This is a genomic window from Streptomyces sp. NBRC 110028 (assembly GCF_001417735.1).
In the GTDB taxonomy this organism is placed as follows: domain Bacteria; phylum Actinomycetota; class Actinomycetes; order Streptomycetales; family Streptomycetaceae; genus Streptomyces.
In genome coordinates, this window is record NZ_BBUZ01000027.1 from 268276 (window position 1) to 293058 (window position 24783).

A 24783-nucleotide genomic window follows, 5' to 3' on the forward strand; every position below is an offset into this window, starting at 1 on the left:
CGGCGGCGGCCGTGGCCGTGGACGGCGCGGGCCGCGTGTGCCGCGCTGGCCTGCCATCTGGCCGCCGTGGTGGTCAACTGCACCGCGGGCGGCGGGATCGCCATCGGAGCGGGCGACGGTTTCACGGTGGGCGCCCTGCTGGTGGCCGCCGACGCGGCGGTCCTGGTCACCGTTCTCGTCCGGGCCGAGCGACGCGCCCCCGCCGAGGACACCTACGAGAGGGAGCGATGAGCGGCGACTTCGAGCCCAGAACCCTGGCGTTCGTGCTGTTCGCCTGCTTTATCGCCGTATCGTTCCTGCTCTGCATCCTGGCGGCCACCGACAGCGACGACCCCTCCGAGTTCTACGTCGGCACCGGCGCGCTCGGCTCCATGCGGAACGGCCTGGCCATCGCGGGCGACTACATCTCGGCCGCCACCGTCCTCAGCACCACCGGCACCATCGCCATCGCCGGATTCGACGGTGTCCTCATCACCATGTCCACCGTGGTCTCGATCCTGCTGTTCATGCTGGTGATGGCCGGACCCCTGTGCGGACGCGACCGGTACACCCTGGGCGATGTGCTGTCCGAGCGGCTGAGCGAGCGCCCGGCCCGGATCGGCACCGCCGTCCTGGTGCTGGCGGTCACCATGCCGCTGCTCACCGTCCAGCTGGGCGGCGCGGGCGACATGATGTCCCTGCTGATCGGCATCCCCGGCACCGCGTCGGTCACCGGCTGCACCATCTTCATCGGCTCCCTCATGGTCTGCTACGCCGCCCTCGGCGGGATGAAGGGCACCGGCTTCATCCAGATCCTCAAGACCGTCATCCTGCTGGGCGCGTTCATCCTGCTCGCCGTGCTGGTCGTCAAGCGCTTCGACTGGAACCCGGCGAGCCTCTTCGGCGCGGCGGCCGACAAGAGCGGCTACGGCGACGCCTTCTGGGAGTCCGGCCGCCAGTTCGGCGACTCGTTCACCGGCAAGCTGGACGTCATCAGCGTCCAGCTCACCCTGGCCACCGGCGCGGCCTGCCTGCCGCACATCACGATGCGGCTGCACCCGATCCGCGGCGCCCGCGCCGCCCGCGCCGCCACGACCTGGGCCGTCGGCGCCGTCGCCGCGCTGGGCGCGCTGATCGTCGTCGTCGGCGCGGGCGCCACGGCCATCGTCGGCCTCCCGGCGCTGCGCGCCGCCGACCCCACCGGCACCACCTCCCTGCTGCTGCTCACCCGCGCGCTCGACCCCGACGCCGCGGCCCACCGCAGCCCGCTGTTCACCCTCATCGCCTGCGCGGTCGTCATCACCACGCTCGCGGCCGTCGCGGGGCTCACCCTCGCGGCCGCGGCCTCCCTGGCCCACGATGTGCTGGCCAAGGTCGTGCTCCCGGAACGGCTCTCCCCGGCCCGTGAACTCGCCGCGGCCCGCGCGGCGATCGTGAGCGTCGGCGTGGTGGCCGTCGCCCTCGCGCTCGTGACGCAAGCCTGGAACCGCCAGGTCCTGATCTCGTTCACCTTCACGGCCGCCGCCTCCGCGCTGCTGCCGGTCCTGCTGTACGGGACGATGTGGCGCGGTTTCACGGCGGCCGGAATGCGCTGGGCGATGTACGGCGGCCTCGGCCTGACCCTCCTCACGACCGTCTTCTCCCCGGCCGTCTCGGGCGGCGCCCTCGCGGTCTTCCCCGACCGCGACTTCCACTGGTTCCCGCTGCGCAACCCGGGCCTGATCACCATCCCGGCGGGCTTCCTGCTGGGCTGGGCCGGCTCCCGCCTCGGCGGGCGGCCGCGTCTGGAGGACCACTCGCCACCTGGGACGCAGGGCGAGGATGCGAGGATTTCGCGCCATGGACGAACTGATAGACCTGCTCCCCGTCGAGTCCGTGCGGCTCGACGCGAGGGCGGCGGACTGGCGTGAGGCGATCGCGATCGCCGGCGGGCTCATGGTGGAAGCGGGCCGCACCACCGCCGAGTACACCGCCGAGATGATCGCGAGCGTCGAGGAGAACGGGCCGTACATCGTCGTCGCCCCCGGCGTGGCGTTCGCCCACGCCCGGCCCTCTCCCGCCGTACGCGCGACCGGTATGTCCTGGGTGCGTCTGGCCGAACCCGTCGCGTTCGGCCACGCGACCAACGATCCGGTCACCCTGGTCGTGGCCCTCGCCGCCACCGACTCCGGCGCGCACACCTCGGCGATGGCGAGCCTGGCCCGGCTGCTCGGCGACCCCGCCGCCACGGCGGCCCTCGCCGCGGCGCCCACCCCCGAGGCGCTGCGCGCCGTGCTGGGCGGCGACGAACGGCCCGCCCCCGCCGCCGGGAAGCCCCCGGCGGCCGGGCCCTCGCTGCACAAGATCCTCACGGTGTGCGGCAACGGCGTGGGCACGAGCCTCTTCCTCAAGAACACCCTGGAGCAGGTGCTGGACCGCTGGGGGTGGTCGGCGTACGTCACCGTGGAGGCCACCGACACCATCTCCGCGAAGGGCAAGGCGTCCGAGGCCGTGGCCCTGCTCACCTCCCGCGAGATCGCCCGGACCCTGGGCGACGTGGGACGCCCGGTGAAGGTGGTTCAGGACTTCACGAGCACCGCGGAGGTCGACGCGGTGCTCCGGGACACGTACGACGTCTGACCGAGCTGACGGGAACAGTGGAAGAATCATGGGCTGGCTCGTAACACCCGCGAAGTTTCTCGTGAACGAGATCCTGAGCGAACCCGCGTATCTGATCGGCATCATCACCGCCATCGGACTCATCGCGATGAAGAAGACCACCGGGCAGATCATCGGCGGCGCCATCAAGGCGACCCTCGGCTTTCTGCTCATCGGGGCGGGCGCGGGGCTCGTCACCAACTCCCTCGCCCCGCTGGGCACGATGATCCAGGGCGTCACCGGCGCGCACGGCGTGATCCCGACCAACGAGGCCATCGTCGGCATCGCCCAGGCACAGTTCGGGTCGCGCGTCGCCTGGCTGATGATCCTGGGCTTCGTGGTCAGCCTGCTGCTGGCCCGGTTCACACCGCTGCGCTATGTGTTCCTGACCGGACACCACATGCTGTTCATGGCCACCCTGCTGACCGTGGTGCTGGCGGGCGCCGGCCAGTCCACCGTCGTCGTGGTGGCGGTCGGCGGCGTGCTGCTCGGCATCATGCTGGTGGCCATGCCCGCCTTCGCCCACCCCTGGACCAAGCGGGTCACGGGGAACGACACCGTGGCCATCGGCCACTTCGGCACAGCGGGTTACGTGGTGGCGGGCGTGGCCGGCAAGGTGGTCGGCAGGCGCAGCCGCAGCACCGAGGAGATGAAGCTCCCCGAGGGGCTGCGCTTCCTGCGCGACTCCATGGTGGCCACGGCCCTGTCCATGCTGATCATCTATGTGGTGATGGCGGTGCTCTTCCTCCTCAAGACGGGGCAGAAGACGGCCTTCAAGGCGTTCGCCACCGGCACCGGAACAGCGGCCACGGACACCGGCAACTATGTGATGCAGTCGGTGATGCAGGGCCTGCAGTTCGGCATCGCCGTCGCCGTCATCCTCTTCGGTGTGCGGACGATCCTCGGCGAACTCGTGCCCGCCTTCCAGGGCATCGCGAGCAAGGTCGTGCCGGGCGCGCTGCCCGCCCTGGACGCCCCGATCGTCTTCCCGTACGCGCAGAACGCCGTGCTCATCGGCTTCCTCTCCAGCTTCACCGGCGGCCTGGTCAGCCTGGCGCTGCTCACCTGGGTGTTCAACCCGGCGTTCGGGCTCGCGCTGGTCCTGCCGGGCCTGGTGCCGCACTTCTTCACCGGTGGCGCGGCGGGCGTCTACGGCAATGCCACCGGCGGCCGGCGCGGCGCAGCCGTGGGCGCGTTCCTCAACGGTGTGCTCATCACCTTCCTGCCCGCCCTGCTGCTCAAGGTGCTCGGCGCGTTCGGGCAGCAGAACACCACCTTCGGCGACGCCGACTTCGGCTGGCTCGGCGCGCTCATCGGCAACGCGGGCAAGGCCGGCGGCGGGGTGGGGCTCGCCCTCATCCTGCTCATCGGCCTGGCGGTGCTGGGCGCCGCCGTCCTGGTGCAAAAGCGCGTGGTCGACACGGGCTGGGACCCGGGCGCCGCCCGCGATGCCCTGATGCCCAGGGACGCGGCGGACACGGGCACGGTGGCGGCGGACGCCCCGGGCCGGAGCGCGTCGTACCCGAAGATCGCCCCGCCCGCGGGCGCCCCCGCACCCCCGCCACCGCCCCGGTGACACCCGGCGGCTACCCGCCGACGTACTCCCGCAGATGCGTGGCGGTCAGCGACGTACCGGAGTCCACGAGGTCGGCGGGCGTCCCGGTGAACACCACCCGGCCGCCGTCATGGCCCGCCCCCGGGCCCAGGTCGACGATCCAGTCCGCGTGCGCCATCACCGCCTGGTGATGCTCGATGACGACGACCGTGTTGCCGTCGTCCACCAGCCGGTCGAGCAGCGCCAGCAGCTGGTCCACATCGGCCAGATGCAGCCCGGTCGTCGGCTCGTCCAACACGTACGTCGTGCCGTTCCTCGCCATGTGGATGGCGAGCTTGAGCCGCTGCCGCTCACCACCGGACAGGGTGGTGAGCGGCTGGCCGAGCCCGAGATAGCCGAGCCCCACCGCCGTCAGCCGGTCCAGGATCACCCGCGACTGCCCGGTGGTGAAGAACTCCCGCGCCTCGGCCACCGACATGCCGAGCACATCGCCGATACTGCGCCCGCGCAGCCGGTACGCCAGCACCTCCGCCTTGAACCGCCTGCCCTCGCACTCCTCGCACACCGACGCCACCTCGGCCATCATCGCGAGATCGGTGTAGGTCAGGCCGATGCCCTTGCAGCGGGGGCACGCCCCCTCGGAGTTGGCGCTGAACAGCCCCGGCTTCACCCCGTTGGCCCGGGCGAACGCCGACCGGATCGGGTCCAGCAGCCCCGTGTACGTGGCAGGGTTGCTGCGGCGTGAGCCACGGATCGCCGACTGGTCGGCGACGATCACCCCGTCCCGTCCGCCGAGCGACCCGTGGATCAGGGAACTCTTGCCGGACCCGGCGACCCCGGTGACGACGGTGAGCACCCCGAGGGGGATGTCCACATCGACGTCCCGCAGATTGTGCAGCCGCGCGCCGGTGATCGGCAGGTGCCCGCGGGGCTTGCGCACCTTGTCGCGCGGGCTCACCCGGTGGCCGAGGTAGTCGCCCGTCAGGGTGCCGGAGGCCCGCAGCCCGGCCAGATCGCCCGCGTAGGTGATCTGCCCGCCCGCCGCACCGGCGCCGGGGCCCAGATCCACCACATGGTCGGCGATCTGGATCGTCTCCGGCTTGTGCTCCACCACCAGCACCGTGTTGCCCTTGTCGCGCAGCTGGAGCAGCAAGGTGTTCATCCGCCGGATGTCATGCGGATGCAGTCCGACGGTGGGCTCGTCGAAGACGTACGTCACATCCGACAGACTCGAACCGAGGTGGCGGACCATCCGCACCCGCTGCGCCTCGCCACCGGAGAGCGTGCCGGACTCCCGGTCCAGGCTCAGATATCCAAGACCGATCTCCACCAGCGAGTCCAGTGTGCCGCGCAGGGTTTCCAGGACCGGCCCGACCGCGTCGTCCCGGATGCCCCGGACGAACGCGGCCAGGTCGCTGATCTGCATCGCGGAGCACTCCGGCAGGGTGCGGCCGTCGACCGCGCAGGTCCGGGCGGCCTCGTTCAGCCGGGAGCCGTCACAGTCGGGACAGCGGGCGAGCGCGACCGCCCGGTCGGCGAACGCGCGCGCCTGCGGCTGCATCGTCTCCCGGTCCTTGGCCAGGTACAGCCGCCGGACCTTGGTGACCAGCCCCTCGTAGGTCAGGTTGTTCTTCCCCACCTTGATCTTGGTGGCGGGCTTGTGCAGGAAGTCCTCCCACTGCTCGGGGGTGTAGTCCCCGAGCCGGGCATCGGGGTCGAAAAGGCCGGAGTGCGCAAAGAGCTGCCAGTACCACGTGTCCACCCCGAATCCGGGGACGGTGATCGCCCCCTGGTTCAACGACCGCTCACAGTCGACCAGTTGGTCGATGTCGATCTCCGACACCCGGCCCAGCCCCTCACACCGCGGGCACATGCCCTCGGCCGTGTTGAAGCTGAAGGCGAGCGGCGGGCCCACATACGGGGTGCCGATCCGGCTGAAGAGGATCCGCAGCATGGTGTGGGCGTCCGTGGCGGTGCCCACGGTGGAACGGGAGTTGGCGCCCATCCGCTCCTGGTCGACGACGATCGCGGCGCTGAGATTGCGCAGCGCGTCGACGTCCGGGCGGCCGAGCGCCGGCATGAAGTTCTGCACGAACGCCGTGTAGGTCTCGTTGATCAGCCGCTGTGACTCCGCGGCGACCGTGTCGAAGACGAGCGAGGACTTCCCGGACCCGGAGACTCCGGTGAAGACGGTGAGCCGCCGCTTGGGTATGTCGAGGGAGACCCCCCGCAGATTGTTCTCCCTGGCCCCGCGGACCTGGATCACATCGTGGCCGTCCGCGGCGTGGTGGTGTCGTACATCGTCGCTGTCGCTGACATCCATGCCTTCAAGTGTTTCATTGAAGTGCCGCGTAGAGACTTTTCACCATCCGGTGCCGCTGTGACGGGCAGTGAGGGCGGAAAACTCTCAACTCGCCGTGAAAAAAGCGCGGGTAGGCTCGCCCCATGAGCCGCACTGAAACGCCGCTGCGCCCCATCGATCTGGCGCGCTCGGCCGGAGTCTCGACCCAGCAGATCCGCAACTACCTCGACGCGGGGGTCCTGCCCCCGGCGCCCCGCACCCCGGCCGGCTACCGCAGGCTCGACACCCGCCACCGCCGGGCGCTGGTCACCTACGACGCTCTCGTCCCGGGGTACGGACAGCAGACGGCCCGGGAGGTCATGCGGGCGGTGCACGCGGGGGACGTACCCCTGGCGCTCAGCCTCGTGGACGCCGCCCACGCGGCCGTGCACGAACAGCGGCTGTCGCTGCGGGCCGCGGGCGAGGCGCTCGAAGCGGTCGCCGGACAGACTCCCGAGGCCCTGGACGTACCGCGGGGGGCCTTGCGCATCGGCGAAGTGGCCGCGTACCTCGGCGTCCGCACCTCGGCGCTCAGGGTGTGGGAGTCGGCCGGGCTGCTGGTCCCGAAGCGGGAGCGCGGCACCCGGTACCGTACGTACCGCCCGGCCGACGTCCGGGACGCCCGGATGATCCATATGCTGCGGCAGGACCGCTACCCGCTGGACCGGATCCGGCCCGTCCTGGAGGGGCTGCGCCGCACCGGCGGCAGCGCCGCGCTGCGCGAGGTCATCGCCGAGCGCCGGGAGGGGCTGACCCGGCGCACCACGGCCATGCTCGAAGGCGCCGGCCGGCTGCACGCGTATCTCACCGGAGAACAGGGCGCCGAGGAGCGATGAGTTTGCCGCGCGGCGCCGGTCGGTAAAGGTAAACACTCCCACCAGCAGGAGGCACCGATGGCCAGCGACGGTTTCACCACATGCCTGTGGTTCGACGGCCGGGCCGAAGAAGCGGCGCAGCACTACGTCTCGATCTTCAAGGACGGCAAGCTCGGCCGGACCGTCCGCCACACCGAGGCCGGCCCCGGCGCCCCCGGCTCGGTGCTGACCGTGGACTTCGAGATCAACGGCCAGAAGTTCGTCGGGCTCAACGGCGGGCCGGAGTTCACCTTCAACGAGGCCATCTCGTTCCAGATCCACTGCGCCGACCAGGAGGAGGTCGACTACTACTGGGACCGGCTCCTGGAGGGCGGCGGCCAGGAGGTCGCGTGTGGCTGGGTGAAGGACAAGTTCGGGGTGTCCTGGCAGGTCGTTCCCGAGATCCTCATGGAGATGATCGCCGACTCCGACCCGGCCAAGGCGAAGCGCGCCATGGAGGCCATGATGTCGATGGTCAAGTTCGACATCGCGGCACTGCGGAAGGCGTACGCGGGGGAGTAGCCGGCCCACCGGCCGCACCCGCCCCTTTCCGCATGCGGGACAGGGGCGGGTCGGATTCCTCGCGACTACCGGCGCGCCAGGTCCCCCGGATCGGTGTTGGCCCCGCACAACAGCACCGCCACCTTCTCGCCCGGCCGAGTCTCGTACGCCCCGACCGCACCGCCGCCAGCGCCGTCGCCGCGGCGTGCTCCACCGCGATCCGGCGGTCGTCCCACAGGGCCTGCCGCGCCGAGACGATCGCCTGATCGGACACGAGCACCGACCGCACCCCGTCCTCGCGCGCCCACTCCAGCGCCACCGGCGCCGCGCGCCGCGCCCCCAGCGAGTCCGCCGCGACCGAGTCCACGGGCACGTCGACCACCTCCCCGGCCTCCAGCGCCGCGTTGAGCGCGCGGGAGCCGCGCGGCTCCACGGCCACCACCCGGACGCCGTGCTCCAGCGCGTACGCCGCGACCCCGGTGAACAGTCCGCCGCCCCCGACCGAGACCACCACCGTGTCCAGGTCCGGGCGGCACCGCAGCATCTCCTCCATCACGGTGCCCGCACCGGCCGCGATCAGCGGATGGTCGTAGGCGTGCGACTCCAGCGCGCCGGATTCGGCGGCGTACGCGCGGGAGGCGTCCAGCGCCTCGGCGTACTCCCGGCCGGCCTGGCGCACATCCGCCCCGAGCGCCCGCAGCCTGCCGACCTTGACCGCGGGCGCCGTCTCGGGCACGAACACCGTGGCGGTCACGGAGTGCCGAGCCGCCGCCCAGGCGCAGGCCAGCCCGGCGTTGCCGCCGGAGGCGATGACCACACCCGCGTCCGGAACGGTGCCCGCCTCGACGTGACCGCTGATGAAATTGAACGCCCCACGCGCCTTGAAGGACCCGGTGTGCTGCAGGAATTCCAGCGCCAGCCAGCCCTCGGCCCCGCCGAAGGCTCCCTCGTCCACCGGGGCGAGCGCGACCGGCCGGACGTGCCCCGCGACGCGCCGCCCCGCGGCCTGTACATCTTGATGAGTAACCACGCGATACACTGTAACAACCACTGTTACAACCGGTCCGACAAGGAAGCGCCCGTGAGGAAGAAGCGGACCACCGCGGCCGAAACACCCGCCCTGGACACCATCGCGGTGGCGGCCCTGTCGGTCATCGACGAGGAGGGCCCCGAGGCCCTGAGCTTCCGGGCGGTGGCGCAGCGCCTCGACGTCTCGCACGCCACCGTCTTCCGCCGCTGCGGCGACTTCGACGGACTGCTGAACGCCTGCGCCGACCACTTGGCCACGCTGCTGCCCCACGTGCCGCGGGACACCGACTGGGCCGACGCCACCGAGACCCGCTTCAGCGCGCTCTACGAGGTGCTGACCCGGCACCCGGGGCTGGCGGCGCTGCGCGCGGGCCGCTCCTGGTTCGGCCCGCAGCTGCTGAGCCGCCTGGTGGAGCCGCAGCTCGCCCAGAGCATCGCCGCCGGGATGACACCGGCGGCGGCCGTCCAGGTCTACCGCCGGCTGTATCTGCTCACCCTCGGCGCCGTCGCCTTCGTCGACCACCGCGACGAGAAGCGGGCCCTGGCCACGGCGCGTACGGCGCTCGCCGCGCTGGATCCCGAGGAGTTCCCGGTGCTCACGGGGCAGCTGGACGTGGTGCTGCCCGCCATGACCGACCACCGCGTCTATGACGGCGCGCTGCGCCAGCTGATCCGCGCGGCCGCCGCCGAACACCTCGGCTGAGACGTCCTCAGCCGAGCGCCCCCAGCCATGCGATCAGCAGCCGGTTGACCTCTTCCGGGCGCTCCTGCTGCACCCAGTGGCCGCAGCCGTCGAGGAGATGCGAGGACACCAGGCCGGGGAGGGTGGTGGGGTACGCGGCGATGGCGTCGGCCAGCCAGCCGAGCGAGGCGTCCCGCTCCCCGGCCAGGAACAGCGAGGGCCGGGTGAGCGGTGCCCCGTCCCACGCGGCGAGATCCTCCCAGTCGCGGTCGGCGTTGCGGTAGCGATTCAGCGCCCCGGTCAGCCCGGTCCGCTCGAACTCCGCCGCGCACGCGTCGAGGTCGGCCTCGGTGAGCCAGGCGGGCCGCGGGCCGTCCGGGAAGCGGTCCCGCATCCGCCCGCCCCGCGGGACGAAGAAGGGGCTGCCGCTGTCGGGGGAGGGCGCCGTGTCGCCCGACAGCGCCGCGTAGAACCCGGCGAGCCAGCCGCGCACATCGGGTTCGATCTCCGCCTCGGCCCGCCCCGGCTGCTGGAAATAGCCGACGTAGAACTCCTCGTCCCCGCCGATCCGCGCGAAGATCTCGCTGGGCCGTGGGCCACCCCGGGGCGCGTACGGCACGCCGAGCAGCCCTGTGGCGGTGAAGACATCGGGCCTGAGCAGCGCGGAGTTCGCGGCGATGGGGGAGCCCCAGTCGTGCCCCACGACCACCGCGGTCTCCTCGCCGAGGGCGCGGACCACGCCCACATTGTCGGCGACATGGGCGAGCATGCGGTATGCCGCCACGTCACGGGGCTTGGAGGAGCGGCCGTAGCCGCGTACGTCGAGGGCCACCGCGCGATACCCGGCCGCGGCGAGCGCGGGGAGCTGATGGCGCCAGGAGCGCCAAGTCTCGGGGAAGCCGTGGATCAGGAGGACCAAGGGGCCCGACCCCTCCTCCACCACATGGATACGGGCATCCGCAACGTCGACCAGCCGGTGGTGCATGGATCCTCCCTGAGCCGCCGGGGCCCTGCGGCCCCACCACGCCACGATCATGCGATGGCGGCAGGGGAGAAGCGGAGGAAAATTGCCGGTCCGGCAAAAAGCCCTCCCGGCGGGCCGTGGCGACGGCCCACCGGGAGGGCGCGGGTCACAGCGTCTGCTCCAGGCGACCGGCCATCAGCTTGATGAAGCGCGAGGGATCGCTCAGCTCCCCGCCCTCGGCGAGCAGGGCCATCCCGTAGAGGAGTTCGGCCGTCTCCGCCAGGCCCGAGTCCATCGGGCGCTCGCCGTGGGCCGCGCGCAACCCGCTGACCAGCGGGTGCGTGGGGTTCAGCTCCAGGATGCGCTTGATCTGGGGCACGTTCTGCCCCATCGCGCGGTAGATGTTCTCCAGGGCCGGAGTGACATCGTGGGTGTCGCCGACGATGCAGGCCGGGGAGGTGGTGAGGCGGGAGGACAGCCGCACCTCCTTGACCTGCTCGCTCAGCGTCGTCGTCATCCAGGCCAGCAGATCGGCGAAGTCCTTCTTCTGCTGCTCGCGCTCGGGCCCGCCCTCGCTCGACTCGTCCTCGCCGTCGAGGTCGACCTGCCCCTTGGCGACCGACCGCAGCTGCTTGCCCTCGAACTCGGGGACGGCGTCGACCCACAGCTCGTCGATGGGGTCGGTGAGCACCAGAACCTCGTACCCCTTGGCCTGGAACGCCTCCATATGGGGTGAATTCTCCACGATCGAGCGGGACTCGCCCGTCATGTAGTAGATGTGCTCCTGCCCGTCCTTCATGCGCTCCACGTAACTCCGGAGCGTGGTCGGCTGCTCCGCGTCATGCGTCGAGCCGAACGAGGAGACCTCCAGGATCGCGTCCCGGTTCTCGAAATCGCCCAGCAGACCTTCCTTGAGGACGCGGCCGAACTCCTTCCAGAAGGTCGCGTACCGCTCGGCGTTGTCGGACATCATGTCCTTCACCGTCGACAGCACCTTCTTGACCAGCCGGCGGCGCATCAGCTGAATCTGCCGGTCCTGCTGAAGGGCCTCGCGCGAGACATTCAGCGAAAGGTCCGCGGCGTCGACGACACCCTTGACGAAGCGCAGATATTCCGGCATGAGCGCTTCGCAGTCGTCCATGATGAAGACGCGCTTGACGTAGAGCTGCACACCCCGCTTACGGTCCTGCATATACAGGTCCTGCGGCGCGCGGGAGGGAATGAACAGCAGCGACTGGTATTCGAAGGTGCCCTCCGCCTGCATGCGGATGGTTTCGAGCGGGTTGTTCCAGTCGTGGCTGATGTGCTTGTAGAACTCGTTGTATTCGTCGTCGGTGACCTCGCCCCGGGGGCGGGCCCACAACGCCTTCATCGAGTTGATCGTCTCGAGTTCGGGGGTGGTGCCGTCGTCCTCGGACGCGCTGTCGTCCTCGGGCGTGCTGGTGGCGCTTTCCCCGGCCATGCGGATCGGCCAGGTGATGAAGTCCGAGTACCGCTTGACGATTTCCCGGATCTTCCACGGTGAGGCGTAGTCGTAGAGGTGGTCCTCGGTGTCCTCGGGCTTGAGCCGCAGCGTGACCGCGGTGCCCTGGGGCGCGTCCTCGACCGGCTCGATGGTGTACGTGCCCTCGCCGCTGGAGACCCAGCGGGTGCCCTGGCTCTCGCCCGCGCGCCGGGACAGCAGCGTGACCTCGTCGGCGACCATGAAGCTGGAGTAGAAGCCGACCCCGAACTGCCCGATGAGGTCCTGCGAGGCCGCCGCGTCCTGCGACTCCTTCAGCTCCTTGAGGAATTTCGCGGTGCCGGAGTTCGCGATCGTGCCGATGAGCTGCACCACGTCATCGTGCGACATGCCGATGCCGTTGTCCCGCACGGTCAGCGTGCGCTGCTCCTTGTCGACCTCCAGTGCGATATGCAGATCGGAGGTGTCCGCCTCCAGATCCCCGTCCCGGAGGGATTCCAGCCGCAGCTTGTCCAGGGCGTCGGAGGCGTTGGAGATGAGCTCCCGCAGAAAGACATCCTTGTTCGAGTAGATCGAATGGATCATCAGCTGCAAGAGCTGGCGTGCCTCGACCTGAAACTCGAATGTCTCTACCCCTGTAGTCACCAGATTCCCCTCATGCGATAAGTGTGCGACGCCTTCAAGTCCGGTGCGTCGCCCAAATCTTATCGAAGAAGGAGGTCACTGCGCGTGGTGATCCGGTGTCTTCGCGCTGTTGTGCGTGGCCCGACGGCCGGAGCCCCGGGCCGCGCGGTTGTCGTTGTCGTATCCGAAGACCCGCTGGGGGTGAGGCGGTACGGACTCCTCGTCACTCGCTCTTGTAGTGCGGGTGGGAGTCCTGGCCGGGACGCAGCCGGCTCCAGTCGAGGGCTTCGGCGGCCTCCCGCTGAATCTCCTCGGCCGCTTCCCGCGCCTCGGCGGGAACGTCGCCCTGTTCCGCTATGAGACTGTCGTAGATCGGGGACAGGTCGCCCTTGTTCGCGGTGGTCATGCTGAGGTACTTCCTTCGTGCCGTGGTGCAGGTGTGCCACCCGAGCCTAACCTCCGGTTTCCCTTGTCGCGAGGGCCCATATCACCGTCGTCCCGCGGGTCCGGTTGCGTGAATATTGTGTGATGGCCGGGCGGAGGCCGTCACGCGGTGAGCGGGGGCACGGCAGCCGGGCCGTGCCCCCGCTCACCAGCGTTCAAGGGCTCAATGCGGAGTGTCCGCGGGCTCCAGGACGAAGACGGGGATCTCGCGCGTGGTCTTCTCCTGGTAGTCGGCGTAGTCCGGGAACGCCTCGACCGCGCGCCGCCACCACAGCGCCTTCTCCTCGCCGGTGACCTCGCGGGCGGTCATGTCCCACACCGCCGGCCCGTCGCGCAGCTCGACCCGGGGGTCGGCCAGCACGTTGAAGTACCAGACGGGGTGCTTGGGGGCGCCGCCGAGCGAGGCCACCACCGCGTACCTGCCCTCGTGCTCCACCCGCATCAGCGGCGTCTTGCGGAGCTTGCCGCTCTTCGCCCCGCGCGTGGTCAGCAGGATCACGGGCATGCCCCGCATCGTCGTGCCCTCGGTGCCGCCGGAACTCTCGATCAGCTCGACCTGATCGCGCACCCACTGGGTCGGGCTCGGCTCGTACTCTCCTTGAATCGGCATGTCATCCGTCCCCATCGTCGTCGGCAAAGGTGTCCGCACCGCATAACACCCCGGACCCACGCGATCATCCCGGGGGATCGGGCGGGAACAGGGCGGGCGGTCACGAGACGGTGTGCAGCCGGTGGAGGGCGTGGTTGCGGGCCCTCGGCACGGCCGCCGCGGGGAGCGGCTGCGTACCGAGCGCGGCCAGCCGGTCCAGCAGGATCCCCTCGCGCAGGGCCCAGGGGCAGATGGTGACCCGCCGCACGTCCAGCAGCTCCATGGCGGCCTCGGCCACGATCGCCCCGGCGAGCGACTGATGGGCCCGGGACGCGGAGATGCCCGGCAGCCGGGCGCGCTCGGCGTCGGATCTGGCCGCCAGCCGGGGAATCCACTGCCGCAGATCGGAACGGGTCAGGGTGGTGCGGCCGGGTGCCCCGGCGGCCGGCTTGGGGGCCCCGGCGAGCCGCGCGAGCTGGGCGAAGGTCTTCGACGTGGCGATCGCCGAGGCGGGGGACGGCTGGTCGCGCAGGTCGGCCGTGGCCTCCGTGAGGACGGCACGCACATACTGGCGCAGCCGCGCCACGTCCCGCTTGTGGACCGGCGCCTCGTCGGGCAGGTGGTGGCGGGTGAGCCGGCCGGCCCCGAGCGGCAGCGAGAGCGCCACGGCGGGTTCCGTACGGCTGCCGCAGGCCAGCTCCATCGAGCCGCCGCCGATGTCGAGGAGCAGCATCTGCCCGGCCGACCAGCCGTGCCAGCCGCGCGCGGCCAGGAAGGTCAGACGGGCCTCTTCCACACCGCTGAAGAAGCGCACCCGGATTCCGGTCGCGTTCTCGATCGCGGCGAGAACGGCCGTCCGGTTGGCCGCGTCACGCACCGCGGAAGTCGCCAAGGGCACCAGATCGTCGACGTGATACGCCGTAGCGACCGCTTCGCTCTCGGTCACGGCGCCGACCAGACGCCCGATGGCGTCCTGGCTGATCACGCCTTGATGGTCGGTCGCCTCGGCCAGGTGGACCGACTGCTTGAGCGTGGTCACCGGCTCGGGCGGCCCGCCCGGAACCAGGTCGGCGATTTTCAGATGAACGGCACGTGAACCTATGTCGAGCACTGCAAGACGCATGCCTGCTCAGTGCCCGAGTTGCCGGACTTTACGCCGCGAGGGGGCGCTGCTGGGGGGTGGAGGAGGGGGCGGGGGATTCCTTTTCGCCGTTCCGCTCCGCCGTGCCCGGGGACGTGGTGGTGCGGCGTCCGCTGGAGAACGTCAGATCCGGTACGTCGACCACGGGCGGCAGATCGGGCGTGAGCAAGGTTTGCTCGTTTGTGTCCATGAAGCGATGGGTACCCCCGCGCATCGTGCTCATCCGCGGCGGAGCGGATTCTTCTCTGCGATACCGGTCACATTCGGACTATACCGAGCGGGAAGTGATCGATTGCATGCAGAAAAGCGTGCCAAGCGGCCCCAGGTACAACGGCCGGATCACGCCGGTGCTGAGCCCGAAGCTGCTAGCGGGGGCCTGGTGCCGGTATGCGGCTCATCGGCTAATCGGCCGGGGACGTCTCCTTGGCCGTGCGGCCGCCGGTGGTCACGACCGTCGAGCCCGCCGGGCGCGGACGGCGGCGGGCGACCCCGACCCCGGCCAGGCACAGGGCGCCGCCCGCGAGCGTCAGCGCGCCCGGCACCTCGTCCAGGACCAGCCAGGACATCAGCACCACCAGGGCCGGTACCACATAGGTGGTGGCGCCCATCCGGCCCGCGGTGGTGCGGGCCAGGGCGAAGGCCCAGGTGGTGAAGGCGAGCGCGGTCGGGAACAGACCCAGATAGACCATGTTCAGCGTCGCGGACAGCGGGGCGCGCGCGGCCTCCGACACCAGCGTCCCGGCGAAGGGCAGACAGGTCACGGTCCCGATCAGACAGCCGAACGTGGTCACCTGGAGCGCCCCGCCATGCCGCAGCGCCGGCTTCTGGGAGACGACACCGCTCGCGTACGACACCGCGGCCACCAGGCACAGCAGCACACCGAGGACGGACGCGCCGCCCGAACCGGACATCGAGACCCCCACGACGATCGCGCCGCTGAAGGACACCGCCATCCCCCACAGCAGCGGCCGGGGCAGCCCCTCGCCGAGCAGCTTGGCGCTCAGCAGCGCGATGAGGATCGGGCCGATGTTGACGACCATCGCCGCGGTGCCCGCGTCGACCAGCCGCTCACCCCAGTTGAGCGCCACCATGTAGACGCCGAACCAGAGAAAACCCGAACAGGCGATTCCCGGCCAGGCGGCGCGGGGCGGCCACCCGACCCGCCGTATCAGGCTGATCGCGCCCAGTGCCACCGATCCGGCGAGCAGTCTCCCGAGCGCCAGGGCACCGGGCGAATAGGCCGAGCCCGCACTGCGGATGGAAACGAAGGCCGAGGCCCACAAGACGACGGTGACGGCTGCCGCCGCCACGGCGGGCCATTCCCTTGAGTAACCGGTGTCCGGCGCTTTGGTCATGACGCCGACAGTATGCCGCGCCCTTTTCGGCGCTCAACGAAGTTTCGGCGCCGGGCGGAGAACGGAGGTCACCTGCCGGCCGCGGGCTGCCCGGGCTGCCCGAACCGGGTGACATAGCGGCGCTGCCAGAGCGTCTCGACGGCGCGCGCCGCGTAGTGCTCGCGTACGTACCGCACCGCGCCCCCGGGCGGTACACCGTCGAGCACCGCGACACACGCCAGCGCCGTGCCGGTGCGGCCCCGGCCACCGCCGCAGGCCACCTCGACGCGCTCGCCCGCGGCCCGCTCCCACACCTCGCGCAGCGCGGCGGCGGCCTCCTCGCGGTCCGACGGGCAGCGGAAGTCGGGCCAGCGCAGCCAGCGGGCCTCCCAGCCGACCGGCGGCGGCTGATGGCCCAGCAGATACAGCGCGAAGTCGGGCGCGGGCCCCTCGGGAAGGGGATGGCGCAGCCCCCGGCCACGGATGAGCCGCCCCGAGGGCAGTCGCAGCACGCCTGGCGCGGAAGGGTTCCAAGTGGCGTTCACGGAGCGAGAGTAGCGGTACGGATGGCGGTGTTCCGGACTTCGGCCCCCCGGCACCCGGCCGGACGTACTGCGTCCGCGGGGGCCGCTTGGTCCTCGGTGTCGGCGGAGAACGACGCGGACTACCGCAGCGGTGAGATACCGGTCTGGGGCGGCGGCAACAGTGACGCCGCGCTGCGCAGGGCGGTACGGCACGGCCAGGCGTGGCCTCCGATCTGGTTCACGCTCGACTGGCTGCGCGAGGCGCTGGACCGGATGAAGGGCATCGCGGACGAGCTGGGCCGCCCGGTGCCGGGGCTCGCCCCGCGCGTGGTGCTGAAGCTCACCGAGGGCCGGGGAGCGGCGGCCGATGGCTTCGCTCCCGGCCCTCGTGGCGGGGCGGCTATCCCACGCGCTCGATGCGTGCGTTGCGGATCAGGTTCTTTCCGGGCTCACGGACCTGCTCGAAGGCGGCGTTGTTCAGCAGCGCGCAGCTGCCCGACGTCGAGGTGACGGAGACCGTCGTGGACTTGTCGTTGTCCAGATTGGTCACCTTGAGCCTGGTGCCGGCGGGGAACTGGTTGCTGGACGCGGCCGGTGCCCCGGCCTCGCCGGACAAGGTGACCGTCGAGCCCGCGCAGACCACGTCGCCGTCGGCGGCGCCCCCGGAGGCCGCCGCGTCGCCGCCGCCCGGCGAGGACGCGGCGGCGGGGGCGTCCACGGCGCAACCGGACGCCTGCTGCTTCCGCTTGATCTCCTCGATGACCGCCTGCCGGTTGGCGATCCGGGCGTCGGACTGGGCGTCCGGGTTCGCCTGCTGGTCGGCGATGAACTTCTGGTTGTTGGTCAGGGCCTGAGTCAGACCGTCGCATGCGGTCGACGCCGACTTGACCGAACTCGGGCCGGTGTCGGCGTTACCGCTGGTCGCCATCACTCCGGCTCCCGTACCGGCCAGCGCGACCGCGCCGACCAGCAGCATCAGCTTCTTCGGGCGACCGAGTGCTCTTCTGCGCGCCATGTGTGACTCCTTCGCTGGGTTCATGAACCCATACGCGCCGGAGCCCCGGTCGTCTCACGGATTCTCGCACCGCGTGGCGCGCAGGTCGTGACCGTCGGCCGTCAGACAGCGCCCGGTGGTCAGGTCGTAGCGCCAGCCGTGCAGGGTGCAGGTGAGCACATCGCCCTCGATCTGCCCGAACCGGCCGAGGTCGGCGCGCAGATGGGGGCAGCGGCGCTGGATCCGCCAGCCGTCGAGTTCGATGTCCTGGCCGTCGTCCTCGCCGGAGGCGTAGTAGTTCTCGACGTACTCGATGCGTTCCATGGACAGGCACTTGAAGAACACGTACAGGAACTCGTTGTACGGCCCGATGCGGCTCGCGGTGAACCGCATCGACAGCAGCAGGCTGTTGGACCAGTCGACCTCGCGCTTGACGACGTTGGTGGCCACCAGGTCGCCCGTGGTGGACAGCGTGTAGCGGCAGCGCTCGCCGTTCCACTCCCGTACCTCCCGCGCCGGGAAGTCGATCACGACCGGGATCTCGCCCACGTCCAGCCGGACCGGGCCGCCGACTCCCGCGCAGATGTGGTCCGCGCGCGCCAGCAGCGGCTCCCACCACTGCTTCAGCTCGGCCAGCAGCCGCTTCCGCGACAGCGCGGGGGTGCGCGAGGCGCGTTCGGCGGCGAGGGCCGGGCGTCGGCGGCGGGCGATGTCGCGCAGATAGGCGCGCTTGTCGCCGAAGATGCGGTCGATCTCCTTGTCGGTGTGGCGATGGGTGAGTTTGCAGGCGGTGCCCTCCGGCTCCGCGACCGTGCCCGGCAGCAGCAGATGCGCCGCGACATCCGGCCGCGCCTGCGCGAGCTGGGTCAGGAACTCCCGTTGGTCGGTGAAGATGGATTCGCCGTCGCGGCCGGTGCCGTTGAACTCGAAGAGCGCGTCGTCGAGGAAGCACGGCGGACCCGCGTTGGGGAAGACGTGTGCCGCTTCGACCGCGTCGATGTAGCGCAGCGCGCGGTCGAACTGGCCCTGCCGCTTGCGGGCGGCGAACTCCCGCTTCGCGGAGTCCGGCAGCTGGTAGACCATCGGGTACCAGATCGCCCCGGAGAACTGCACGAAGTACGCGTCGACCTCGCCGAACGCACGGATCGCCGGGATGTCCAGCGGATGCGCGTCGTTCTGGTTGAGGAGCACGGTCCTGCCGTCGTCCAGGGAGAGCGCGGAATCGCCGATCGGGCCGTCGCCGGGGCCGGTAAGGGCGGTGATCATGATGCGCAGACCGTCGCGCTCGACCGGCTTTCCGCTCTCGGTGCGCAGGAACCGGGTGAATCCGAGCGCGCGCAGCTCGCGTTCCAGCTCATCGGTGGCGAAGGCGGGCAGCAGCACGGTGATGTCCTTGCGCACGTTGCGGCGCAGGTTCTGTGCGTCGAAGTGGTCCCGGTGCAGATGGGAGACGTAGAGATAGTCCGCGGCCCGCCCGTAGTGCGCCCAGTCCAGGTCCGCGTTGTCCGGGAACGGAAACCACGAGCCGAAGAAGGCGGGGTTGACCCAGGGGTCGCACAGAACCGAACCCGCCGCGGTGTCGATGAAGAGTCCTGCATGTCCAAGTCCGGTGATACGCATACCGCAGCACCCCAGCCAGCTCGTCAGGTATGTCGGACACGTCCGACTCTCCCGGTGATCCGGGTGGTGTGCATCCGCAGGTGCGCCCGGCGGGTGACCCGGTACCCGATCACCTGGTGAGGAAGCGGATGTGCGGGCGCCCGTCGGGGCCGTCCGGGGTGACGGCCGTGCGCACCCCGTAGACCTCGGCGATCAGCTCCTCGGTGAGGACGTCCCCGGGGGCGCCCGCGGCCGCCACCCGCCCCTCCCGCAACACCAGCAGCGCGTCGCAGTACATCGCCGCCAGGTTCAGATCGTGCAGCGCGATGACCGTGGTGACCGGCAGGTCCGCGACGAGGGCCAGCAGATCGAGCTGGTGCTGGATGTCGAGGTGGTTGGTCGGCTCGTCCAGCAGCAGTTCCCGGGGCGCTTGCGCGAGGGCGCGGGCGATCTGGACGCGCTGGCGCTCACCGCCGGAGAGGGTGTGCCACGACTGTTCGGCCCGGTCCGCGAGACCGGTCCGCTCCAGGGCGTGGCGTACCGCCTCCTCGTCCGTCGCCGACGTCCCCGACCAGGGGCGGCGGTGCGGGATGCGGCCGAGGCCCACCACCTCGCGCACGGTCAGCTCGGACTGGGTGACGGCGTTCTGCTCGACCACCGCGATCCGGCGTGCGACCGCCCTGCGGTGCAGATCCGCCATCGGGCGGCCGTCGAGCGTGACCACGCCCGAGGCGGGGGCCAGCACCCCGGCCAGCAGCCGCAGCAGCGTCGACTTGCCCGAGCCGTTCGGCCCGAGCAGCCCGACGCACGACCCCGGCACCGGGGCCAGGCTCACCCCGTCCACGATCAGTCGGCCGCCCGCGGCGCGCGCCACGCGCTCCGCGCGCAGGCCCACGCCGGTGCCCGCTTCCCCGCTCGTGCCGCCCCCGCTCATGCCGGCCCGGCCTTCCGGGTGCGGTAGAGGACCAGGACGAAGGCCGGTACGCCGATCAGCGAGGTGACCACGCCCACCGGCACCTCCTGCGGGTCGAGCACGGTACGGGCCAGGGTGTCGACCCACACCAGGAACACCGCCCCGGTCAGCGCCGTCACCGGCAGCAGCCGGCAGTGTCCGGAGCCCACCAGGGCGCGGGCGGCGTGCGGAAGCACCAGCCCGACGAAGCCGATCGCCCCCGCCGAGCTGACCAGGGCCGCGGTCAGCAGCGCGGTGACGGTCAGCAGGACGATCCGGGTGCGGGCCACCCGTACGCCCAGGGTGGCCGCCGCGTCCTGCCCGAACGCGAACGCGTCCAGCGCGTGTGCGTGGACCCCGCACACCAGCAGCGCAACGGCCAGCACCGCCAGCCCCACCCACACCTCGGGCCAGCCCACGTTCGCCAGCGAGCCGAGCAGCCAGAACAGCACTCCGCGGGTCTGCTCCGCGTCCGCCGTCGTCATCACGACGAACGAGGTCAGCGCCGAGAACAGCTGCATCGCGGCCACCCCGGACAGCACCACCCGGTCCGTCGTGCCGCCCAGCACCTGGCTGAGCACCAGCACCAGCGCGAACGACACCACCGCACCCGCGAAGGCACCGGCCGAGACGGACACCGCCCCGCCCCCGGCCCCCAGCACCACCACCGCGACCGCGCCGGTGGACGCGCCCGAGGAGACACCCAGGACGAAGGGGTCCGCGAGCGGGTTGCGCAGCAGCGACTGCATCACCGCCCCGCACACCGCGAGCCCGGCCCCGCACACCGCGGCGAGCAGGGTCCGCGGCAGTCGCAGATCCCACACGATGCCGTCCCGGATCGGCGTCAGGCCGGTGGTGCCCCAGCCCAGATGGGAGGCGACCGTGGCCCACACGTCGCCGACCCGGATATCGGCCGGGCCGATCGTGATGGCGAAGGCGATCGACAGCGGCAGCGCCACGGCCCCGGCCGCCCACAGCGCCGGGTACCGCAGCCGCCGTACGCGCGCGGCGGCCGTACCGGGCGTACCAGCCGTACCGCTCACCGGTCGAGACCGAAGCGGCGGAGCGCGGCGGCCACCTTCTCGATGCCGTCGACCGTACGGATCGACGGATTCATGGCCTGCCCGCTGAGCAGGACGTACCGCTTGTGGCGGACGGCGTCCATCGAGCGGGTGACCGGATGGGACTCCAGGAAAGCGATCTTCTTCGCGGCGGTCTCGGCCGACTCCTGTTTCCGGGAGAGGTCGCCGAGCACCAGGACGTCGGGGTTACGCTCCGCCACCGTCTCCCAGTTGATCTGCGGCCATTCCTCATGGGCGTCGTCGAAGGCGTTCTTCGCGCCGACCGCGTCGGTGATGATGCCGGGAGCGCCGCAACAGCCCGCCATATAAGGGGAGTCGGAGTTGGCGAACCAGTAGAGCAGGGAGGCGCCGGAGGCGTCGATACCCCGGGTGGCCCTGGCGACCCGGGACTTCAGCTTGCCGACGAGCGCGTCGCCGCGCTTCTCCACGCCGAAGACCCTGGCCAGGTCGCGGATCTCACCGTAGACGTGGTCCATGGTCAGCGGGGTGGTGCGGCTGCCGTCGCCGTCCCCGCTGTTGTCCTTGGCGCAGTCGGCGGGGGAGACGTACGTCGGCACACCGAGCTTCTCGAACTGCTCACGGGTGGCCACCCCGCCCTTGCCCAGCGTGGACTCGAAGGACGCGGACACGAAGTCCGGCTCCTTGGCGAGCACCTTCTCGAAGGAGGGCGCGTTGTCGGCGAGCCGGGGCACGGTGGCGTTCGCCGCGCGCAGCCCGGGCAGGACGGGATCGGTCCAGGTGGCGGTGGCCGACATCCGGCCGGCGAGCCCCAGGGAGAGCAGGATCTCCGTCGAGCCCTGGTTGAGCGACACCGCGCGCCGGGGCGGTGCGTCGATGCGCACCTTCTGGCCGCAGTCGCTCACGGTGCGCGGGTATCCGGGGGCGTCCCCGGAGGGCCCGGCGGACGCCTTGGGGCCGCCGCCGCACGCGGTCAGCAGCAGGGCGCCGGTCAGCAACAGGGTGGCGCGTCGGGCGGGACGTGCTATCGGCACTGGTGGTGGTTCCTCTGGCGAAGGGCGTTCATGGCTGTGTCGGTTCCCCCGGGGCGGAGCCGAAGCCGGCGCGGCGGGTGGGTCAGTGGCGGGGGAGTCCGAGCGGAAGCCGCCCCTCATGGGCGCTGGGTGCCGGAACGACGGGCTGAGCCATGGCGACCTCCTGGGAACACGCGTCCCGGTTGTTGGTACTCGCACGACGGCGCCGGGTCTGACTCGCCCGCCGGACGCCCCGCATCAGGGGGCGTTTCCGCCGGACACACAGTGGCGCGACCGTGCCGGGTTCTCACCGGGCTTCCGTCACGCCGTCGTTTTCCATGAGACCGTAACGCGCGACACCCGGCCGCCGCTACGGCGCGGTCGCCGGAAGCGCCGCCCCTACGTGGGCGAATGGTGCGGAAAAGGGGAACAAGGTGGTGCATGTCACCCTGCTGGCGCCCGCGGTCAACGCGGCCCTGCGGCAGGTGCGTTTCGACGACGCCCCGCCGGACGCGGCCGCCGTGCGGCGGGCCCGGTCCGCCGCGGGCGCCCTGCCGCACCACGACGTGACGTTCACCGCACCCTCCGCGCGCTGCCGTGGCACCGCGGAAGCCCTCGCCCTGGACGCGGCGGTGGCGCCCGGGCTGCGCGACCTCGACGTGGGCCGCTGGCGCGGCCGGTCCCTGGACGAGGTGGGGCGGGAGGCGCCCGGGGACGTCGCCGCCTGGCTGGCCGACCCGGCGGCGGCGCCGCACGGCGGTGAAACGCTGCTGGAGCTGATCGAACGGACCGGCGCCTGGCTGGAGTCGAGGGCCGGGCAGGACGGACGGGTGCTCGCCGTCGCCGAACCCGCCGTGATCCGCGCCGCCCTGGTCCACGCGCTGGACCTGCCCCCGCTGACCTTCTGGCGGCTGGACGTCGTCCCGCTCACGGCGACCGCGCTGAGCGGCCGCTTGGGCCGGTGGAACCTGCGCTGCGGCGAGCCGCTGACCGCCCCGGAGTGAGCGGGCCGCACGCGATTCCCGGCCGCGTCACAACAGCCGCGCTCCGCGGTGAGCGCGACGCCCGTCCCGCCCGTATGAAGAGGGAGGGCCCTTGCCGGCCGAGCCCTGGCTCTGGTTGTCGGCGACGCGCTGGATCGACGTAAGGAGACGTGGTGGTGAAGCACACGCGGCGAGGCGTGCGCCATGCGGTACGGTACGCGGCCGTCGGTGCCATGGTCTGTGGCGGACTGCTGGTCGCCCAGACCTCACCGGGCGGATCGGCGCACGGGGCGGAGAGCGGCGGCTCCTCGCAGGTCCTGGACGGGGAGAACGCCCAGGGCGGCGGAAGAACCGATCTCGGGAGCCGGCTGGTGTCCGAGCTGGGCGCGTCCCGTACGGCCGGGAACTGGGTGGCCGCGGACGGGAAGCCGGTGGTCGCGGTGACCGACGCGGACGCGGCCGACGAGGTCAGCCGGGCCGGGGCACGGCCCAAGCGGGTGCGGTACAGCATGGACCGGCTGAAATCCGCCACCGAGACGCTGCGCTCGGCGCCCCGGGTGGCCGGCACCGCCTGGATGGTCGACCCGAAGTCCAACAAGGTGATGGTGCTGGGCGACAGCACCGTCTCCACCTCCGACTGGTCACGGATGAAGGACATGGCGGCGCCGATGGGCGACGAGGTGAGCATGCGGCGCACCACGGGGACGTTCACCACCAAGACCAACGGCGCCGCCCCGATCTTCACCAACGGCAGCCGCTGCTCGGCCGGTTTCAACGTCACCAACGGCCAGACCGGCTTCATCCTGACGGCCGGGCACTGCGGCCCGCCCGGAACGCCCTGGTTCCAGGACAGCTCGGGCAAGACCAGCATCGGCACCACCGTGCAGACCAACTTCCCCGGCAACGACTTCTCCCTGGTGCGCTACGACAACACCAAGCTCGCCCAGAACAGCATCCTGGACGTGGGCAACAGCCAGCAAGTGAAGATCACCAACGCCGCCGACCCGACCGTGGGACAGGAGGTCTTCCGCAGCGGCGCCACCTCCGGGCTGCGCTCCGGCAAGGTGACGGGGCTGAACGCGACGGTGAACTACCCCGAGGGCAGCGTCAGCGGACTGATCCAGACCACCGTGTGCGCCGAGCCCGGGGACAGTGGCGGTCCGCTCTTCGTCGGGAACACGGCGCTCGGCGTGACCTCCGGCGGCAGCGGCGACTGCACCAAGGGCGGGGTGACCTTCTTCCAGCCCGTGACCAAGGCGATGACGGCGCTCGGCGTGACCATCCCGGGCACCAGGATCGGTGAGGCGGGCGGCTCGGCCGACAACTCCGCCATCGCCTCGGGCGCGCAGACCGCTCAGGACGACGCGACCTCGATCGACGGCATCATGGAGCGGGTGCGGGCGTTCGGCCCCGGCCTGTGGATCATCGGCGGTGGCGTCGTCGGCTTCGCCATCAGCCTGCGCCCGCGCCGGCGGCGGTACAACGGATACCGCGCCGGCTGGGGGTGACCGGGCGCCGGCCGGCGCGGGCCGCTCGCCCGGT

Annotated in this window: 22 protein-coding genes, 2 pseudogenes and 1 riboswitch; of the genes and pseudogenes, 9 read left to right on the forward strand and 15 right to left on the reverse strand. The window is 71.4% G+C overall.

Annotated features, from left to right (window positions below):
- From ASC60_RS18405 to ASC60_RS18420, 4 genes and pseudogenes are all read left to right on the forward strand, one after another.
- A pseudogene (locus ASC60_RS18405) lies at positions 1 to 231 on the forward strand (hypothetical protein); the annotation flags it as partial.
- Positions 228 to 1889, forward strand: coding sequence for a cation acetate symporter (locus ASC60_RS18410; RefSeq protein ID WP_079038467.1), 1662 nt, complete (start codon positions 228 to 230; stop codon positions 1887 to 1889). The pseudogene ASC60_RS18405 and the gene ASC60_RS18410, both read left to right, overlap by 4 nt.
- Positions 1819 to 2598: a PTS sugar transporter subunit IIA gene (locus ASC60_RS18415; RefSeq protein ID WP_055552496.1), complete on the forward strand. Its 780-nt coding sequence runs from the start codon at positions 1819 to 1821 to the stop codon at positions 2596 to 2598. Before ASC60_RS18410 ends, ASC60_RS18415 begins: the two co-directional genes overlap by 71 nt.
- Positions 2599 to 2626: 28 nt before the next feature.
- Positions 2627 to 4192, forward strand: coding sequence for a PTS ascorbate transporter subunit IIC (locus ASC60_RS18420; protein ID WP_055552217.1), 1566 nt, complete (start codon positions 2627 to 2629; stop codon positions 4190 to 4192).
- Positions 4193 to 4202: 10 nt separating this feature from the next.
- Here ASC60_RS18420 and ASC60_RS18425 read toward each other — a convergent pair whose 3' ends face one another.
- On the reverse strand, positions 4203 to 6494 hold the full coding sequence (locus ASC60_RS18425; RefSeq protein ID WP_055552219.1) for an excinuclease ABC subunit UvrA: 2292 nt from the start codon (positions 6492 to 6494) through the stop codon (positions 4203 to 4205).
- 122 nt (positions 6495 to 6616) lie between these two features.
- Here ASC60_RS18425 and ASC60_RS18430 point away from each other — a divergent pair, with 122 nt between their 5' ends.
- Positions 6617 to 7348: a MerR family transcriptional regulator gene (locus tag ASC60_RS18430; protein WP_055552221.1), complete on the forward strand. Its 732-nt coding sequence runs from the start codon at positions 6617 to 6619 to the stop codon at positions 7346 to 7348.
- Between the two features lie 57 nt (positions 7349 to 7405).
- On the forward strand, positions 7406 to 7888 hold the full coding sequence (locus ASC60_RS18435) for a VOC family protein (protein WP_055552223.1): 483 nt from the start codon (positions 7406 to 7408) through the stop codon (positions 7886 to 7888).
- A gap of 65 nt (positions 7889 to 7953) precedes the next feature.
- Here ASC60_RS18435 and ASC60_RS18440 read toward each other — a convergent pair.
- Positions 7954 to 8897: pseudogene (locus tag ASC60_RS18440) on the reverse strand (serine/threonine dehydratase).
- A gap of 51 nt (positions 8898 to 8948) precedes the next feature.
- On the opposite strand from ASC60_RS18440, the gene ASC60_RS18445 reads away from it, so the two are divergent.
- On the forward strand, positions 8949 to 9599 hold the full coding sequence (locus ASC60_RS18445) for a TetR/AcrR family transcriptional regulator (protein WP_055552226.1): 651 nt from the start codon (positions 8949 to 8951) through the stop codon (positions 9597 to 9599).
- A gap of 7 nt (positions 9600 to 9606) precedes the next feature.
- Here ASC60_RS18445 and ASC60_RS18450 read toward each other — a convergent pair whose 3' ends face one another.
- The 13 genes from ASC60_RS18450 to ASC60_RS18510 all read right to left on the reverse strand — a co-directional run bounded on the left by ASC60_RS18450 (position 9607) and on the right by ASC60_RS18510 (position 22279).
- On the reverse strand, positions 9607 to 10563 hold the full coding sequence (locus ASC60_RS18450) for an alpha/beta fold hydrolase (protein ID WP_234357008.1): 957 nt from the start codon (positions 10561 to 10563) through the stop codon (positions 9607 to 9609).
- A 145-nt stretch (positions 10564 to 10708) separates the two neighbouring features.
- Positions 10709 to 12589, reverse strand: a complete 1881-nt coding sequence (gene htpG, locus ASC60_RS18455; RefSeq protein WP_234357021.1) for a molecular chaperone HtpG — start codon at positions 12587 to 12589, stop codon at positions 10709 to 10711.
- Positions 12590 to 12851: 262 nt separating this feature from the next.
- On the reverse strand, positions 12852 to 13034 hold the full coding sequence (locus tag ASC60_RS18460) for a hypothetical protein (RefSeq protein WP_055552232.1): 183 nt from the start codon (positions 13032 to 13034) through the stop codon (positions 12852 to 12854).
- 201 nt (positions 13035 to 13235) lie between these two features.
- The gene (locus ASC60_RS18465) at positions 13236 to 13682 is read right to left on the reverse strand and encodes a nitroreductase family deazaflavin-dependent oxidoreductase (protein ID WP_055552233.1); all 447 of its coding nucleotides are present in this window, start codon (positions 13680 to 13682) and stop codon (positions 13236 to 13238) included.
- 100 nt (positions 13683 to 13782) lie between these two features.
- The gene (locus tag ASC60_RS18470) at positions 13783 to 14784 is read right to left on the reverse strand and encodes a Ppx/GppA phosphatase family protein (RefSeq protein WP_055552235.1); all 1002 of its coding nucleotides are present in this window, start codon (positions 14782 to 14784) and stop codon (positions 13783 to 13785) included.
- 28 nt (positions 14785 to 14812) lie between these two features.
- Complete coding sequence (locus ASC60_RS41710; RefSeq protein ID WP_159043284.1) at positions 14813 to 14992, reverse strand: hypothetical protein; 180 nt, start codon at positions 14990 to 14992, stop codon at positions 14813 to 14815.
- 211 nt (positions 14993 to 15203) lie between these two features.
- The gene (locus ASC60_RS18475) at positions 15204 to 16157 is read right to left on the reverse strand and encodes a DMT family transporter (protein WP_055552237.1); all 954 of its coding nucleotides are present in this window, start codon (positions 16155 to 16157) and stop codon (positions 15204 to 15206) included.
- A 68-nt stretch (positions 16158 to 16225) separates the two neighbouring features.
- The gene (locus ASC60_RS18480; protein ID WP_055552239.1) at positions 16226 to 16681 is read right to left on the reverse strand and encodes a protein-tyrosine phosphatase family protein; all 456 of its coding nucleotides are present in this window, start codon (positions 16679 to 16681) and stop codon (positions 16226 to 16228) included.
- Between the two features lie 379 nt (positions 16682 to 17060).
- Positions 17061 to 17675: a hypothetical protein gene (locus tag ASC60_RS18490; RefSeq protein WP_055552242.1), complete on the reverse strand. Its 615-nt coding sequence runs from the start codon at positions 17673 to 17675 to the stop codon at positions 17061 to 17063.
- Positions 17676 to 17729: 54 nt separating this feature from the next.
- Positions 17730 to 19274, reverse strand: coding sequence for a Rieske 2Fe-2S domain-containing protein (locus ASC60_RS18495; RefSeq protein ID WP_055552244.1), 1545 nt, complete (start codon positions 19272 to 19274; stop codon positions 17730 to 17732).
- Positions 19275 to 19383: 109 nt separating this feature from the next.
- Positions 19384 to 20187: an ABC transporter ATP-binding protein gene (locus tag ASC60_RS18500; RefSeq protein WP_055552246.1), complete on the reverse strand. Its 804-nt coding sequence runs from the start codon at positions 20185 to 20187 to the stop codon at positions 19384 to 19386.
- Positions 20184 to 21248, reverse strand: coding sequence for an iron chelate uptake ABC transporter family permease subunit (locus ASC60_RS18505; RefSeq protein WP_055552248.1), 1065 nt, complete (start codon positions 21246 to 21248; stop codon positions 20184 to 20186). Before ASC60_RS18505 ends, ASC60_RS18500 begins: the two co-directional genes overlap by 4 nt.
- A complete protein-coding gene (locus ASC60_RS18510) occupies positions 21245 to 22279 on the reverse strand; it encodes an ABC transporter substrate-binding protein (protein WP_055552250.1) in 1035 nt (344 codons plus the stop codon). Before ASC60_RS18510 ends, ASC60_RS18505 begins: the two co-directional genes overlap by 4 nt.
- A 209-nt stretch (positions 22280 to 22488) precedes the next feature.
- Positions 22489 to 22578, reverse strand: a riboswitch (cobalamin riboswitch).
- A gap of 114 nt (positions 22579 to 22692) precedes the next feature.
- Between ASC60_RS18510 and ASC60_RS18515 the strand changes: the two genes are divergently transcribed.
- Entirely contained in the window at positions 22693 to 23262 is a 570-nt protein-coding gene (locus tag ASC60_RS18515; RefSeq protein WP_055552252.1) for a histidine phosphatase family protein, read from the forward strand.
- 155 nt (positions 23263 to 23417) lie between these two features.
- Complete coding sequence (locus ASC60_RS18520) at positions 23418 to 24749, forward strand: S1 family peptidase (protein WP_370592938.1); 1332 nt, start codon at positions 23418 to 23420, stop codon at positions 24747 to 24749.
- Positions 24750 to 24783: the final 34 nt, after the last annotated feature.